Source organism: Streptomyces sp. NPDC046881 (genome assembly GCF_040645015.1).
Classification (GTDB): Bacteria; Actinomycetota; Actinomycetes; order Streptomycetales; family Streptomycetaceae; genus Streptomyces.
The window spans coordinates 1-14,970 of sequence record NZ_JBEYXJ010000034.1 but is presented as its reverse complement, the minus strand read 5'-3'; the positions used below and the strand labels follow the sequence as shown (position 1 = coordinate 14,970).

General features: G+C 73.2%; 15 protein-coding genes. 5 read left to right on the top strand and 10 right to left on the bottom strand.

Annotated elements, in window-relative coordinates; genetic code table 11:
* Positions 1–11: 11 nt before the first annotated feature.
* Positions 12–1,268, bottom strand: coding sequence for an extracellular solute-binding protein (locus ABZ923_RS18470; RefSeq protein ID WP_361472487.1), 1,257 nt, complete (start codon positions 1,266–1,268; stop codon positions 12–14).
* A gap of 209 nt (positions 1,269–1,477) precedes the next feature.
* Between ABZ923_RS18470 and ABZ923_RS18465 the strand changes: the two genes are divergently transcribed.
* Positions 1,478–1,693, top strand: a complete 216-nt coding sequence (locus ABZ923_RS18465) for a dodecin (RefSeq protein WP_361472484.1) — start codon at positions 1,478–1,480, stop codon at positions 1,691–1,693.
* An 18-nt stretch (positions 1,694–1,711) separates the two neighbouring features.
* On the opposite strand, the gene ABZ923_RS18460 is transcribed toward ABZ923_RS18465, so the two are convergent.
* Positions 1,712–2,203 (bottom strand): hypothetical protein, encoded by a 492-nt coding sequence (locus ABZ923_RS18460; RefSeq protein ID WP_361472481.1) that lies wholly within the window; start codon positions 2,201–2,203, stop codon positions 1,712–1,714.
* A gap of 227 nt (positions 2,204–2,430) precedes the next feature.
* On the opposite strand from ABZ923_RS18460, the gene ABZ923_RS18455 reads away from it, so the two are divergent.
* From ABZ923_RS18455 to ABZ923_RS18445, 3 genes are all read left to right on the top strand, one after another.
* Positions 2,431–3,438 carry an LLM class flavin-dependent oxidoreductase gene (locus ABZ923_RS18455; protein WP_361472478.1) on the top strand — a complete coding sequence of 336 codons (1,008 nt, stop codon included), beginning with the start codon at positions 2,431–2,433 and terminating at the stop codon, positions 3,436–3,438.
* A 133-nt stretch (positions 3,439–3,571) separates the two neighbouring features.
* Positions 3,572–3,769 (top strand): antitoxin, encoded by a 198-nt coding sequence (locus ABZ923_RS18450; RefSeq protein ID WP_361472475.1) that lies wholly within the window; start codon positions 3,572–3,574, stop codon positions 3,767–3,769.
* A 29-nt stretch (positions 3,770–3,798) separates the two neighbouring features.
* Complete coding sequence (locus ABZ923_RS18445; RefSeq protein WP_361472472.1) at positions 3,799–6,129, top strand: excinuclease ABC subunit UvrA; 2,331 nt, start codon at positions 3,799–3,801, stop codon at positions 6,127–6,129.
* A 34-nt stretch (positions 6,130–6,163) separates the two neighbouring features.
* Here the strand turns inward: ABZ923_RS18445 and ABZ923_RS18440 are convergent, their stop codons facing one another.
* The 8 genes from ABZ923_RS18440 to ABZ923_RS18405 all read right to left on the bottom strand — a co-directional run bounded on the left by ABZ923_RS18440 (position 6,164) and on the right by ABZ923_RS18405 (position 13,657).
* On the bottom strand, positions 6,164–6,718 hold the full coding sequence (locus ABZ923_RS18440) for a hypothetical protein (protein ID WP_361472469.1): 555 nt from the start codon (positions 6,716–6,718) through the stop codon (positions 6,164–6,166).
* Positions 6,719–6,748: 30 nt separating this feature from the next.
* Positions 6,749–7,309 (bottom strand): hypothetical protein, encoded by a 561-nt coding sequence (locus ABZ923_RS18435; RefSeq protein WP_361472466.1) that lies wholly within the window; start codon positions 7,307–7,309, stop codon positions 6,749–6,751.
* A gap of 98 nt (positions 7,310–7,407) precedes the next feature.
* Positions 7,408–8,241, bottom strand: coding sequence for a lysophospholipid acyltransferase family protein (locus ABZ923_RS18430; protein ID WP_361472464.1), 834 nt, complete (start codon positions 8,239–8,241; stop codon positions 7,408–7,410).
* Entirely contained in the window at positions 8,241–9,011 is a 771-nt protein-coding gene (locus tag ABZ923_RS18425; RefSeq protein ID WP_361472461.1) for a GNAT family N-acyltransferase, read from the bottom strand. Before ABZ923_RS18425 ends, ABZ923_RS18430 begins: the two co-directional genes overlap by 1 nt.
* A 144-nt stretch (positions 9,012–9,155) precedes the next feature.
* The gene (locus ABZ923_RS18420; RefSeq protein WP_361472458.1) at positions 9,156–10,184 is read right to left on the bottom strand and encodes a hypothetical protein; all 1,029 of its coding nucleotides are present in this window, start codon (positions 10,182–10,184) and stop codon (positions 9,156–9,158) included.
* 104 nt (positions 10,185–10,288) lie between these two features.
* Positions 10,289–11,038, bottom strand: a complete 750-nt coding sequence (locus ABZ923_RS18415; RefSeq protein ID WP_361472455.1) for a succinate dehydrogenase/fumarate reductase iron-sulfur subunit — start codon at positions 11,036–11,038, stop codon at positions 10,289–10,291.
* Positions 11,035–12,984 carry a fumarate reductase/succinate dehydrogenase flavoprotein subunit gene (locus ABZ923_RS18410; RefSeq protein ID WP_361472452.1) on the bottom strand — a complete coding sequence of 650 codons (1,950 nt, stop codon included), beginning with the start codon at positions 12,982–12,984 and terminating at the stop codon, positions 11,035–11,037. Before ABZ923_RS18410 ends, ABZ923_RS18415 begins: the two co-directional genes overlap by 4 nt.
* 1 nt (position 12,985) lies before the next feature.
* Positions 12,986–13,657 carry a succinate dehydrogenase gene (locus ABZ923_RS18405; protein WP_361472662.1) on the bottom strand — a complete coding sequence of 224 codons (672 nt, stop codon included), beginning with the start codon at positions 13,655–13,657 and terminating at the stop codon, positions 12,986–12,988.
* A gap of 120 nt (positions 13,658–13,777) precedes the next feature.
* Between ABZ923_RS18405 and ABZ923_RS18400 the strand changes: the two genes are divergently transcribed.
* Positions 13,778–14,662, top strand: a complete 885-nt coding sequence (locus ABZ923_RS18400; RefSeq protein ID WP_361472449.1) for a LysR substrate-binding domain-containing protein — start codon at positions 13,778–13,780, stop codon at positions 14,660–14,662.
* Positions 14,663–14,970 lie beyond the last annotated feature (308 nt).

Sequence of the window (14,970 nt, the reverse complement as noted above, 5' to 3'; positions counted from 1 at the left end):
GCTCCGGCCGGTCAGCCCACGTTCGGGGCGAGCACCTCGGTGATCTTGCGGGAGGCGCGGCGGGCCTCGGTCGCCGGGTCCGCGCCGTTCAGCACCCGGGTCATGTACTCCTTGATCGGGTTGTCGGCCTCCACGTCGGCCCACTGAGGGGTGTGGGGGGTCGCCCGGCCGTGCGCCGCGCCCGCGGCCATGGCGGCGACCCCCTCCTCCCCGGCGACCGCGCCGGCCAGGGTGGTCTTGTTGGGCACGTAGTTCATGGTGCGGGCGAGTTCGGTGTCCCACTTGGCGCCGGTGAGCGCCCCGACGACGGCGGTCGCGGCGAACTGGTCGTCGGTGTTGCGCGGGACGACCAGGTCGGAGCCGCCGGTGAAGACGGTCCCGGGCCGTCCGGCGGTCCTGCCGGGCACCGGGAAGAAGCCGAGCTTGCCCGCCAGGTCCGGGTTCTGCCGGACGACGGCCCGGGCGAGTCCGGGTACGGCGATGATCTGGGCGACCTTGCCGCCGGCGAACACCCCGGCCTGGGGCGGGTGTTCCTCGTCGGCGTCCACGGGCCCCCTGCCCAGCGCCTGGAGCCGGCGGTAGAAGTCCATGCCGCGCAGCGCGGCCGGGGTGTCCAGGGTGCCCCGCCACGTGTGGTCCTGCTCCCGGGCGAGGTCGCCGCCCTCGTCCCAGACGAAGCCGGAGAGCGTGTACCAGTCCTGTCCGGCGAGGTAGATGCCCTGTGTGTCACCGGAGTCGAGCTTCTCGGTGGCGGCGAGCCATTCCTCGCGGGTCTTCGGCGGGCGGGTGACGCCGGCCCGGTCGAACAGGTCCTTGCGGTAGATGACGACGCGGTTGGCCGCGTACCAGGGGATGCCGTACTGCTTGTTGCCGTCCTTGCCGGGCTGGGCGAGGCCGGGCAGCCACTTCTCCTTGCCCCAGTCCCGCATCGACTCCAGGGTGAGGTCCGTGAGCCGGCCGCCGTCGGCGTACAGCGGCACCTGGGTGTTGCCGACCTCGATGACGTCCGGACCGTCGCCGGACGGTGCCTTCAGCGCGGTGCGGACCTTCTCGACGATGCCGGTCCACTGCTGGATCCGGATGTCCAACCGCAGGTCCTCGTGGGTGCGTTCGAAGTCCTCGGTGAACCGCTGCAGGAACTCCTTGGAGGCGCTGTCCTTCATCAGCCACACGGTGACGGTCGTGCGCTCGTGGTCGCCGGGGAGCATCCCGCAGCCGCTGACGAGGGAGCCGGTGGCGCAGATGAGGGCGAGCAGACGTCGTCTCACGAGGGGTCCTGTTCTGTCTGGCAGGGGTGCTGGGACAGGGGAGGGGGCCCGACGTGGGGGGACGAGCGGGGAGCTCGTACGGGTGTGCTGGATTTTGGTATGGACCAATGCGGAGGTCAAGGGGCTACCGGTGGTACAGCGTGACGCCGTGCGGACGGAGCGCGGATACGGCACGGTGGAGTACGGCGTGACACGAGAGGAGCACCCGCATGTCGAACCACACCTACCGGGTCACCGAGATCGTCGGCACCTCGCACGAGGGCCTCGACCAGGCCATCCGCAACGGCATCGCCCGAGCCGACCAGACCCTGCGCAACCTGGACTGGTTCGAGGTGACCCAGATCCGCGGCCAGATCGAGAACGGCCGGGTCGAGCACTACCAGGTGGGCCTGAAGGTGGGCTTCCGCCTCGAGGACGGGGCCTGAGCGGGCCGATACGGCTTCTCAGGTACGCCCTTCGCGCTCCTGCGCCTCCTCCAGCGCGGCCGACTTCGCGGCCCAGCGGGCCCGTACGACGGTGAACCCGGCACGCTCGGCGTCGTCGCACACCAGCTCGTCGTCGTCCACCAGCACCCGCACCTCCCGGTCCCGGGCGAGCCGGCGCAGGATCTGCAGCTTGGTGAACCGGGCCGGTCTGCGGTCGGCGTTGCCGCGCATGTGGACGGGCCCCTCGGGCAGCCCGTGGGCCGCGAGCCAGTCCAGCGTGTCCCGGCGGCACCGCTCGGGGCGGCCGGTGAGGTAGACGACCTCGCACGTGCCGGCGCTCTCCACGGCCAGCGCCACGCCCTCCGCGAGCGGCGGGTCCTGGGGCGCGGCGGCGAAGAACGCGTCCCAGTCGCGCGGCCGGCTCTCCAGGAAGTGCTGGCGGTGGGCGGTGTCGGCCAGCGTGTTGTCGAGGTCGAACACGGCCAGCGGGCGCTTGCTGCTGTCTGTCACACCCGCCACCCTAGCCAGCCCGCGGGCCCCGGCAACCTCCGCGCCACCGGCGGCGACCGGGGAACGACCGAGCCGGCCCGCACCCCGGAGACCTCCTGCGCGACACCTCGATCCGGACCCGAGCCCGACACCGCCGACGCGCCGCGCGCGCCCCACCGTGCGTGCCCGGGCACCGCGACCGGGCGTGGCTGCGGGAATCCCGTGCCCGCCAGGGCGTTGAACCCTGCGTGAGCAGCACACTGATCAGCCGGACCCGGTTCTCCGTCCTCGACCGCTCCCGCACCCGCGAGGGCCGCCCGCCCGGCGAGGCGCTGCGGGACACCGTCGCGCTGGCCCGGGAGGCGGAGGCGCTCGGCTACCACCGGTTCTGGGTGTCCGAGCACCACGGGGTGCCGGGGGTCGCCGGCTCGGCGCCGACCGTGCTCGCCGCCGCGGTCGCCGCGGCCACCCGCACCATCCGGGTCGGCACCGGCGGGGTCATGCTGCCCAACCACCGGCCCCTCGTGGTGGCCGAGCAGTTCGGGGTGCTGGAGGCGCTGTTCCCGGGGCGGATCGACATGGGGCTCGGCCGCTCCGTGGGTTTCACGGACGGGGTGCGCAGGGCGCTCGGCCGGGACAAGGGCGACGCCGAGGACTTCGCCGCGCACCTCGGTGAGCTGCTGGGCTGGTTCACGGGCGGCTCGCCGGACGGGGTGCACGCCCGCCCCGCGGAGGGCCTCAGGGTGCCGCCGTTCGTACTGGCCATGGGCGAGGGCGCACGGATCGCGGCCCGCGCGGGCCTGCCCGTGGTCATCGGCGACCTGCGCGGCCGGGAGAAGATGCTGCGCGGCATCGACGAGTACCGCTCCCTGTTCCGCCCCTCCGCCTGGGCGTCCGAGCCGTACGTGGTGATCTCCGGCACGGTCGCGGTCGCCGGCACCGAGGCCGAGGCGCGCCGGCTGCTGGTTCCCGAGGCCTGGTCGATGGCGTACTCCCGCACCCACGGCACGTTCCCGCCGCTCGCCCCCGCCGAGTCGGTCGAGGCCCGCACGATGACCCCGAGGGAACGGGACTTCTACGAGTCCGCTCTGACCGGGCACATCGCCGGCACCGCCGAGCAGGTCGCCCACGAACTGGAGGCGGTGCTGAAGGAGACCGGCGCCGAGGAACTGCTCGTCACCACCAGCACCCACGACCGTACGGCCCTGCTGGACTCCCACCGGCGGCTCGCCGCGCTCTTCGCGCCGGACCGCTGAGCGCGGGACCGCCGAGCGGCGGACCGACCGGCACCGGGCCGCCGGGCCGTTCGAGACGGCCGTTCGAGATGCGGTTCCGGCCCGGGCCGGTGACCCTGGGAGGGCGAACCCGACAGCGACGAGGAGGGCTGCCATGTCCTTCATGGACAAGATCAAGGGCATGCTCAAGGGCCACGAGGGCACGGCCGACAAGGGCATCGACAAGGGCGGGGACTACATCGACCAGCGCACCGGGGACAAGTACCGCTCGCAGGTCGACACCGGCCAGGACAAGCTGCGGGACCAGTTCGGCACCCGGCCGCAGGACCGGGACAACCCTCCGCGGGCGTAGCGCACGGGGGCGGTTAGAGTATCCCCCCGATGCACAGCCCCCATGACCCGTACGTCCGCGTCCGCGGCGCCCGTGAGCACAACCTCAAGGGCGTGGACGTGGACATCCCCCGGGACGTCCTGGCCGTGTTCACGGGCGTCTCCGGCTCGGGCAAGTCCTCGCTGGCGTTCGGCACGGTCTACGCCGAGGCGCAGCGGCGGTACTTCGAGTCGGTCGCCCCGTACGCGCGCAGGCTGATCCACCAGGTCGGGGCGCCGAAGGTGGGTGAGATCACCGGGCTGCCGCCCGCGGTCTCGCTGCAGCAGCGCCGCGCGGCCCCCACCTCGCGCTCCTCGGTGGGCACGGTCACCAACCTCTCCAACTCGCTGCGCATGCTGTTCTCGCGCGCCGGCACCTACCCGCCCGGCGCCCCGCGGCTCGACTCGGACGCGTTCTCGCCGAACACGGCGGCCGGCGCCTGCCCCGCCTGCCACGGCCTCGGGCGGGTGCACGAGACCACCGAGGAACTGCTGGTCCCGGACCCCTCGCTGTCCGTCCGCGAGGGCGCCGTCGCGGCCTGGCCGGGCGCCTGGCAGGGCAAGAACCTGCGGGACATCCTGGACGCGCTCGGGTACGACGTGGACCGGCCCTGGCGCGAACTGCCCGCCGAGCAGCGCGCGTGGATCCTGTTCACCGACGAGCAGCCGGTCGTCACGGTGCACCCGGTCCGGGACGCGGACCGCATCCAACGGCCGTACCAGGGCACGTACACGAGTGCCCGCCGGTACGTGCTGAAGACCTTCTCCGACACCAAGTCGCCCACCCTGCGGGCGAAGGCGGAACGGTTCCTGACCAGCGCGCCCTGCCCGGCCTGCGGGGGCAGCCGGCTGCGGCCCGAGGCGCTCGCGGTGACCTTCGGCGGCCGGACCATCGCCGAGCTGGCCGCGCTGCCGCTGACCGACCTGGCGGAGCTGCTCGACGGCGGCGGCGAGACGGCCCGGGTGCTCACGGCCGACCTGAAGTCCCGGATCGCGCCGGTGGTCGAGCTGGGCCTCGGCTACCTCAGTCTGGACCGGGCCACCCCGACGCTGTCCGCGGGCGAGCTGCAACGGCTGCGGCTCGCCACCCAGTTGCGCGCCGGCCTGTTCGGTGTCGTCTACGTGCTGGACGAGCCGTCCGCCGGGCTGCACCCGGCGGACACCGAGGCGCTGCTGACCGTGCTGGAGCGGCTCAAGGCGGCCGGGAACTCGGTGTTCGTGGTGGAGCACCACCTGGAGGTGGTGCGCGGCGCCGACTGGCTGGTCGACGTGGGCCCGGGCGCGGGCGAGCACGGTGGCCGGGTGCTGTACAGCGGGCCGCCGGCCGAGCTGGCCTCGGTCGAGGAGTCGGCGACGGCCGCGTTCCTGTTCGACGAGTCCCCCGGTCCGGCGCGCGAGGTCCGCGAGCCGCGCGGCTGGCTGACGGTGGGCCCGGTGACCCGGCACAACCTGCGCGCGGTGACGGCCGCGTTCCCGCTCGGCGCGTTCACCGCGGTCACCGGTGTCTCCGGCTCGGGAAAGTCCACGCTGATCGGCGAGTTGACGGAGGACGCGGCGGGGGTCGGGCGGCTGGTACGGGTGGACCAGCGGCCCATCGGGCGCACCCCGCGCTCCAACCTGGCCACCTACACGGGCCTGTTCGACGTCGTACGGAAGGTGTTCGCCGGTACCGAGGAGGCGCGGGCACGCGGGTACGGGGTGGGACGGTTCTCGTTCAACGTGGCGGGAGGGCGCTGCGAGACCTGCCAGGGCGAGGGGTTCGTCAGCGTGGAGCTGCTGTTCCTGCCGAGCACGTACGCGCCCTGCCCGGACTGCGGCGGCGCCCGCTACAACCCCGAGACGCTTCAGGTGACGTACCGGGGGCGGAGCATCGCCGACGTGCTCGACCTGACCGTGGAGGCCGCCGCGGAGTTCTTCGCGGACGCCCCGGGCGCCGCCCGCAGCCTGGGCACCCTGCTCGACGTGGGCCTCGGCTACCTGCGGCTCGGCCAGCCGGCGACCGAGCTGTCCGGCGGGGAGGCACAGCGGATCAAGCTGGCGAGCGAACTCCAGCGCGGGCGCCGCGGCCACACCCTGTACCTGCTGGACGAGCCGACGACCGGACTGCACCCGGCCGATGTGGAGGTGCTGATGGAGCGGCTGCACGGGCTGGTCGACGCCGGGCACACGGTCGTCGTGGTCGAGCACGACATGACGGTGGTGGCGGGCGCCGACTGGGTGATCGACCTCGGCCCGGGCGGCGGCGACCGGGGCGGCCGGATCGTGGCGGCCGGCCCGCCGCAGCGGGTGGCCGGGGCGGAGGGCAGCGCCACGGCGCCCTACCTCGCGCGGGTCATGCCCTGAGCCGGGCGGGGCGCCGTCCACGGCAGTGCGGGGCTCAGGTGCTCAGCAGGCGGTTGAAGAAGGAACGGTAGCGTCGCAGCGCTCCCCGGAGTTCCTCCGTGTCCACCTTCTCGCCCTCGCCCCACTGGCTCTCCAGGTCCTTCTTGTGCTGGGCGAAGGTGGAGGCCAGGGTCTGCATGACGTCCGCCACCAGGGCGTCGGCGTCGTGCACGGCCTCGCGCGGGTCGTCCACGAACCGGTTCTGGATCACCTGCCAGCGGTCGCGGAAGGCCCGCTCGTCGTCGTCCGTCAGTAGTTGCGGAGCCTCGTCCGCCGAGGCCGGAGCGCTGGTGGCGGCCGGAGCCCCGGCCGTCTCCGAAGCGTCGGTGTCGGCGTGGGTGTCCGTGTCGGTGTCGGCTCCGCCGCCGACGGCCGTGTCGCCCGCGCTCTGCGTGCCGGTGCTCGGCGTGCCGGTGCTCTCACCGGGGTACACCGGGGCTCGCGAGGGGGCTTCCTCCGGCTCGGCGCCCGCACCGGCGGCCGTCGGCTGGGCGAGGTCCTCGGTCGACAGTTCGCCGGTGGTGCGGCCCACGTCCTCGTTGCTGTGCATGCGTTCCTCCGTGCGGGGTCGTGATCGCGGTCAGGACCGGGCGGGCTGCGCCCGGCCGCCGCCGTCGGAGAGCAACTCGTCGAACAGGGCGCGGTAGTGCACCATGGCGCCCCGCAGCTGTTCGGTCGTCGCCTGCTTGCGGGTGGAGAGGGACTCCACCTCGTGCGCGGCCCGGTAGTGCTCCAGCGTGGAGCTGTGCTCCACCGAGAGGTCCTTCATCTGCTGCTCGAACCCCTCGGTCGGATACCCGCGCTCGTGCATCAGGGAGGTCACCAGACGGTCCGCGTCGTGCACCGCGTCCTCCGGCCGGTCGACGAACTCCTCCTGGACGCTGGTCCACTCCCGCGTGTAGCGGTCCCGTGAGACGGGGGGCAGCGCCTTGATGTCCAGCGAGTCGTGTCGCCTCTCGCGCTGCCTGAGCTCACGCTCGGCGGCGAGCCGGCTGTCGGATCCCTCGACCGTCCGTTCGTACTCCGGGCCGAAGCGCTCACGGAGGTGACGGCGTCGCATCAGCAGGGAGACCGCCACGGCGGCCAGAGCGATCACCACCACGATCGGAATGATGATCGCCAGAAGCGTTCCCGTAGACATGGGCACACGCTCCTCAGGGAGTAGTGATGTGCATCCTCCGAATTCCCTCTCGCACCAAATCTACGCATTCCAGACATCAACCACAGCCGTTTCACGCGCTACGCGTTCACGGCGGCCCGCTCCCCGGCGGTGACCAGGGCCGCGTGCGTCCAGGCCGGCTCCGGGGCCGCCGGCTGGGCGGCCCGGGCCAGGGAGCGCCGGTCGGGGTGGACGCCCGGCGGGATCACCGGCCGCACCTCCACCTCGGCGACCAGGCCACGGGCCCGGGCCACCCGCCACAGCGAGGCCGGCAGGCTGTCCTCGCCGACGAAGGCGGCCGCGGTGCCGGGCCGGCCGTCCTGCCGGCGGTAGCGCAGGCTGACCGGCTGGACGGGCACGCCCGCGTCGAGCGCGGCCTGGAAGACCGCCCGGCGGAACCGGCCGTGGGCCCGTCCGCACCAGGTGCTGCCCTCGGGGAAGGCGGTCACGGCCGTGCCCGCGCGCAGGGCGCCGGCGATCCGGGCGACCGTGCCGGGCAGGGCGCGCAGCCGGTCCCGCTCGATGAACAGGGCCCCGCCGCGCGCGGCGAGCGCGCCCGCCACAGGCCACTGCCCGACCTCCGTCTTGGCGAGCATCCGGGCCGGGCGTACGGCGGTGAGCAGCGGGATGTCCAGCCAGGACACGTGGTTGGCGACCAGCAGCAGCCCGCCGGCCGGCGGGACGGTGCCAGTGATCCGCACCCGCACCCCGACGGCCCGCACGATCCACCGGCACCACCGCGCGACCCACCCGGCGGGGATCCTCCCGCGGAACGGGGACAGCACGACGCCGGCCAGCACCAGGGCCGCGACCGCGGTCAGCCGCAGCACGGCACGGGGTACGGCCGCGGCGGGCGGATCCGGCTCCACGCAGGCGTCCGGGGTGCAGGGCGCGGTGGGCAGCCAGCCGCTCATCAGGCCGGGACGAGGGAGAGGAAGTGCCGCAGGTAGCGCGGGTTGACCCGGCGCATCGACAGCAGCACGTACAGGTCGGCGACCCCGAAGTCGGGGTCGTGCGCGGGTTCGCCGCACACCCAGGCGCCGAGCCTGAGGTAGCCGCGCAGCAGGGCGGGGAGGTCGGTGCGGGCGGCCGGGGCCTGGGCGCCGGGAGTCCACGGCAGCAGCGGCCGTACCCGGAACTCCGCGGGCGCCAGGTGCCTGTCCTTGACCCGCTCCCAGGTGCCGGTGGCCAGGGCCCCGCCGTCGGCGAGCGGTACGGAGCAGCAGCCCGCGAGCCATTCGTGGCCCCGGTCGGTCATGTAGCGGGCGATGCCGGCCCAGATCAGGCCGATGACGGTGCCGTCGCGGTGGCCGGGGTGGACGCAGGAGCGGCCGACCTCGACCAGGCCGGGCCGGATCGCGTCGAGCGCGGCCAGGTCGAACTCGCCCTCGGAGTAGAGCCGGCCGGCGACCGCGGCCCGCTCCGGGGGCAGCAGCCGGTAGGTGCCGACGACCTGCCCGGTCACCTCCTCGCGCACCAGCAGGTGGTCGCAGTAGGCGTCGAAGGCGTCGACGTCGTGCCCCGGCTCGGGGGTGGCCAGCAGGGCCCCCATCTCCCCGGCGAAGACCTCGTGCCGCAGCCGCTGCGCGGCACGCACGTCGGCCTCGTCACGGGCGAGGGTGACGGTGTAGCGGGTCGGTGCCGCGGGCTGCGGGGGACGGTCGAGGGTGGTCACGCCGGTCATGGCTGTCTCCTGGGCACGGGCCGGATCGTCGGCAGGGGCGGCGGGCCCGGTGGCTACGGCCCGCCGCTCCTGTTCTTCCGACGCCGGTTGGCGTGCGTGTGACCGGTGCCAGGAGCGCGGATGTGGGCGTGGTGAACGCCTTGGTCAGCCGTCCTTGGTGACGCATCCGGCGAGCAGCCGCCCGGCCTCGTCCGCGCCGAGCACCCGCTCCAGGACGAGGTCGCCCGTCATGTGCGGGAAGAAGCGGCCCGCGGGCCAGCTGCGCTGGTACGGCGGCGGGTCGAGGACGAGCAGCCGTACGCCGTCCACGACGGGGATGTCCGAGGGCGTGCCCTCGTTCCACACCCAGTCGCCGGTGGGGGTGACGAGGTTGAAGGAGCCGGTGGTGTCGACCTGGCCGGGCCGGTCGCGGCAGACGGCCGCCTCCTCTGCGGACGGGGCGTCGCCGGGCAGGTGTCCGCCGCCGATGAGGACGTCGGCGAGCAGGGTGTGCAGCTGGAAGTTGTCGCCGATGCCGGTCATGCGCAGCGCGTAGCCCGTGCCGGTGGGGCGGTGCAGGACGACCAGCGGTTCGTCGTCGAGCACGAGCAGCGCGTAGGCCAGGCACTTGAAGTCGTGGCCGGAGGCCTCCTCGACGGCGCGCAGCGCCTGGAAAAGGCCGGCGCGGGTCCCGGCGTCGAGGGCGGTGCGGACGGCGGCGTGGTTGAGCATGGCGACGGCGGCCATCTCCCACTGGTGCAGGGTCAGCCAGGCCACGGCCGCGTCCGGGCCGACCCGGTCGAAGAGGCCGTCGTGCGGCTCCTCGGCCTGCGGGTCGGGGAAGTCGCCGCCGCCGGTGGCCGCCCAGCGCTCGCAGAACTCACGGGCGCCGTCGAGCGCTCCGGCGAGCCCGGCGAGGACGTGCGGCCCGCAGGCGGAGGCGTCGGCGCCGCGCTCGACGCAGGCGCCGACGATCACGGCGACGGTGGCGCGGGGTCCCGGCGGGACCTCGTCGAGTATGCCGGCGAGCCGTGGCCCGGCCTGGTGGAACTCCGCGTCGGCCGCCTCGCCGAAGTACCGGTGCATGTCCTGGAAGTACTGCTGCGACCGGTCGGCGTCCTGTTCGCGCACAGCGGCCTCGAAACCGGTGGCGGCGTCGAGGAACCGCTGCTTCCCCTTGTTCCCGAAGATCATGGGCGGAGACTACAGGGGCCCGTAAACCCAGACGGGGCCGGGGAGCACCACTCCCGGCCCCGCCCGCCCGCCTCCGTCCGGCGAACGCTCTCGGGCGGTGACCGCTACCGCTTCCCCGCCTTCCGGGTCGCCCTCAGCCACTCCCTGTTCATGCTGGTGATCGACACCAACGGGATCCCCTTGGGGCAGGCGGTGGCGCACTCCCCCGCCAGCGTGCAGCCGCCGAACCCCTCCGCGTCCATCTGGGCCACCATGTCCAGCACCCGCGTCTCCCGCTCGGGCGCGCCCTGGGGCAGCACGTTGAGGTGGTTGACCTTGGCGGAGGTGAACAGCATCGCCGCGCCGTTCGGGCACGCGGCCACGCACGCCCCGCAGCCGATGCACTCCGCGTGCTCGAACGCGAAGTCGGCGTCGGCCTTGGGCACCGGGGTGGCGTGGGCCTCCGGCGCGGATCCGGTCGGCGCGGTGACGTAGCCGCCGGCCTGGATGATCCGGTCGAACGCCGACCGGTCCACCACCAGGTCCTTGATCACCGGGAACGCGGACGCCCGCCACGGCTCGATGTCGATGGTGTCGCCGTCCCGGAAGGACCGCATGTGCAGCTGGCAGGTGGTGGTGCGCTCCGGGCCGTGCGCGTCGCCGTTGATGACCAGGCTGCACGCGCCGCAGATGCCCTCGCGGCAGTCGTGGTCGAAGGCGACCGGCTCCTCGCCGGAGAGGATGAGCCGTTCGTTGAGGACGTCCAGCATCTCCAGGAAGGACATGTCGGGCGAGATGTCGTCCACCTCGTAGGTGGACATCGCTCCTTCGGCGTCGGCGTTCTTCTGCCGCCAGACGCGCAGGGTGAGCTTCATGCGTAGCTCCGCTGGGTGGGGTGGACGTACTCGAAGACCAGGTCTTCCTTGTGCAGGACGGGGGCCTCGCCGGTGCCGGTGAACTCCCAGGCGGCGGCGTAGGAGAACGTGTCGTCCTTGCGGGCCGCCTCGCCGTCCGGGGTCTGGGACTCCTCGCGGAAGTGGCCGCCGCAGGACTCGGTGCGGTGCAGCGCGTCGAGGCACATCAGCTCGGCGAGCTCCAGGTAGTCGACGATGCGGTTGGCCTTCTCCAGCGACTGGTTGAACTCCTCGCCGGTGCCGGGCACCTTGATCCGCCGCCAGAACTCCTCGCGGATCTGCGGGATCCGTTCCAGGGCCTTGCGCAGGCCCGTGTCGGAGCGGGCCATGCCGCAGAACTCCCACATCAGCTCGCCCAGTTCACGGTGGAAGGAGTCCGGGGTGCGGTCGCCGTCCACGGCCAGCAGCAGGTTGATCCGGTCCTCGGTCTCGGCCAGCACCTCCTGGACGACGGGGTGCTCCTCGGTGACCGGCTCCTGGTGCGGGTTGCGGGCCAGGTAGTCGTTGATGGTGGCCGGCAGCACGAAGTAGCCGTCCGCCAGGCCCTGCATCAGCGCCGAGGCCCCGAGCCGGTTGGCCCCGTGGTCGGAGAAGTTGGCCTCGCCGATCGCGAACAGGCCGGGGATCGTGGTCTGGAGGTCGTAGTCGACCCACAGGCCGCCCATCGTGTAGTGCACGGCCGGGTAGATCCGCATCGGCACCTCGTACGGATCCTCGTCGGTGATCCGCTGGTACATGTCGAAGAGGTTGCCGTACTTCGCCTCGACGGCCTTGCGGCCCATGCGCCGGATGGCGTCGGCGAAGTCCAGGTAGACGCCCTGGCCGCCGGGGCCCACTCCCCTGCCCTCGTCGCACACGTTCTTCGCGGCGCGGGAGGCGATGTCCCGGGGCACGAGGTTGCCGAAGGACGGGTAGATGCGCTCCAGGTAGTAGTCGCGTTCGTCCTCGGGGATCTCGTTCGGCGGGCGGGTGTCGCCCTGGGCCTTCGGCACCCAGATCCGGCCGTCGTTGCGCAGCGACTCGCTCATCAGCGTCAGCTTGGACTGGTGGTCGCCGGTGCGCGGGATGCACGTCGGGTGGATCTGCGTGAAGCAGGGGTTGGCGAAGTAGGCACCGCGCCGGTGCGCCCGCCAGACGGCGGTCGCGTTGGAGTTCATGGCGTTGGTCGACAGGTAGAAGACGTTGCCGTAGCCGCCCGAGGCGAGGACGACGGCGTCCGCGAAGTACGTGTCGATCTTTCCGGTGATCAGGTCCCGGGCGACGATCCCGCGGGCCCGCCCGTCGACCACGATCAGGTCGAGCATCTCGGTGCGCGGGTGCATCTCCACGTTGCCCGCGGCGATCTGCCTGCTGAGGGCCTGGTAGGCGCCGAGGAGCAGCTGCTGCCCGGTCTGGCCGCGGGCGTAGAACGTACGCGACACCTGGACACCGCCGAAGGAGCGGGTGTCGAGCAGGCCGCCGTACTCGCGGGCGAAGGGCACGCCCTGGGCCACGCACTGGTCGATGATCTCGACGGAGATCTGCGCGAGCCGGTGCACGTTGGACTCGCGGGCCCGGAAGTCGCCGCCCTTGACGGTGTCGTAGAAGAGGCGGTGGACGGAGTCGCCGTCGTTGCGGTAGTTCTTCGCCGCGTTGATGCCGCCCTGCGCGGCGATGGAGTGGGCGCGGCGCGGGGAGTCCTGGTAGCAGAACTGGACGACGTGGTAGCCCTGTTCGGCGAGCGTGGCGCCCGCGGAGCCGCCGGCCAGGCCGGTGCCGACGACGATGATCGTGTGCTTGCGCCGGTTGGCGGGGTTGACCAGCTTCGCCTCGAAGCGGCGCTTGTCCCAGCGTTCGTGGATGGGCCCGGCGGGGGCCTTGGTGTCGGTGACCGGCGCGCCGGTCGCGTAGTCGGCGTAGGTAGTCATGTCAGCTCACCACTCCGGTCATGACGCCCACGGGTACGGCGACGAAGCCGGCCGTGAGCAGCAGCGCGAGGACGTTCGCGAGGATCTTCAGGGCGCGGTCGCGCCTCCGGCTGCCGACGCCGAGGGTCTGCGCGGCGCTCCAGAAGCCGTGCCGGATGTGCAGGCCGAGCGCCAGCATCGCGACGATGTAGACGACGTTGCCGTACCAGGTGGAGAAGGTGTCCACGACGTTCTGGTACGGGTGGCCCTCCTGGAAGCCGCCGGAGTGCACGGTGCCGGTGGTCAGGTCGAGGACGTGCCAGACGATGAAAAGGCCGAGGATGACGCCGCCCCAGCGCATGGTGCGGGTCGCGTAGCCGGCCCGCGGCTTCTTGTGCACGTACTTGCTGGGCCGCGCCTTGATGTCGCGGCGGCTGAGCTGGTAGGCGGACGTGGCGTGGGCGACCACGGCGACGACGAGGACGATCCGGACGATCCAGAGCGTCCACTCGTAGTGCATGAAGGGTTCGCCGACGGTGCGCAGCCAGTGCCCGTAGTGGTTGAACTCCCCCGCGCCGAAGAAGATCTTCAGGTTCCCGATGACGTGGGCGACCAGGTACAGCAGCATGATCACGCCGCTGACGGCCATCACGGTCTTCTTGCCGACGGAGGAGTCCCACATCGTGCGCGCCATGGACGGCCGTCGGTCCGTCCGCGTTGCCAGTGCCATGGCACAGCACGCTAGGGCCGAAGGTCCCGATCGGTCCAAGACATGGTCCAGCTTGTTTCCATAGGCTGGAGCTATGCTGAGAGGGTGCAGTTCCAGCAGCTCCAGTACTTCGTGGCCGTCGCCGAGACCCGGCACTTCACCCGGGCCGCCGAGCTGGTCCACGTCGCCCAGCCGTCGCTGTCCCAGCAGATCAAGGCGTTGGAGCGGGAGCTGGGCGCGGATCTGTTCCTGCGTGCCCGGGGCAACATCACGCTCACCGACGCCGGCGAGGCGCTGCTGCCGCTGGCCCGGCGCATCCTGGCCGACGCGGACACCGCCCGGCACGAGGTGCAGGAACTGGTGCAGCTGCGGCGCGGGCGGGTCCGGCTGGGGGCGACGCCGAGCCTGTGCACGGGGCTGCTGCCCGACGTGCTGCGGGCCTTCCACGACCGGTACCCCGGTATCCGGCTGCTGATCGAGGAGGGCGGCTCGCACGACCTGGTGCGGGAGCTGGCGCGCGGTGCGCTCGACCTCGCGCTGGTCGTGCTGCCGCTGCCGACGCCGGCGCCCGCGCTGACGACCGTGGAGCTGCTGCGCGAGGACCTGGTGGTGGTGTCCTCACCGGAGGCGCCGGTGCCCGGCCGGGACGGGCGGGCGGTGGAGATCGGCGACCTGGAGGGCGAACGGCTGGTGATGTTCCGGCACGGGTACGACCTCAGGGAGCTGACCGTCGCCGCGTGCCGCTCGGCCGGGTTCGAGCCGGACTTCGCGGTGGAGGGCGGCGAGATGGACGCGGTGCTCGGCTTCGTCCGCGCCGGTCTCGGGCTGGCCGTCGTACCCCGCATGGTGGCCGCCCGGGCGGGCCGGGACCTACGCGTCACCCCCCTGGCCCGCCCCGGCCTGCACCGCACCATCGCCCTCGCCCACCGCAGCGACGTGGCTCCACCGCGCGCGGCCCGGGAGTTGCAGCGGATGCTGCTGGAGCGGTAGCCGGCCAGGTGGGGCGGGCGGGAACGGCGGGACGCACCGGTCGCCTGCCGGCGGCCCCACGGGCCACACCCGGCGGCACGCCCGGGCCCTTCGGGTAGGGCCGTCGGCCGTGCGGGCGGAGCGACGGGTGGGAGCCGCGCGACGCGCCGGCCGCCTGCCGGCGGCCCCACGGGCCACACCCAGCGGCACGCCCGGGCCCTTCGGGTAGGGCCGCCGGCGGTGCGGGTGGAGCGACGGGCGGGAGCCGCGGGACGCGCCGGCCGCCTGCCGGTGGCCCCACGGCCCACACCCAGCGGCACGCCCGGGCC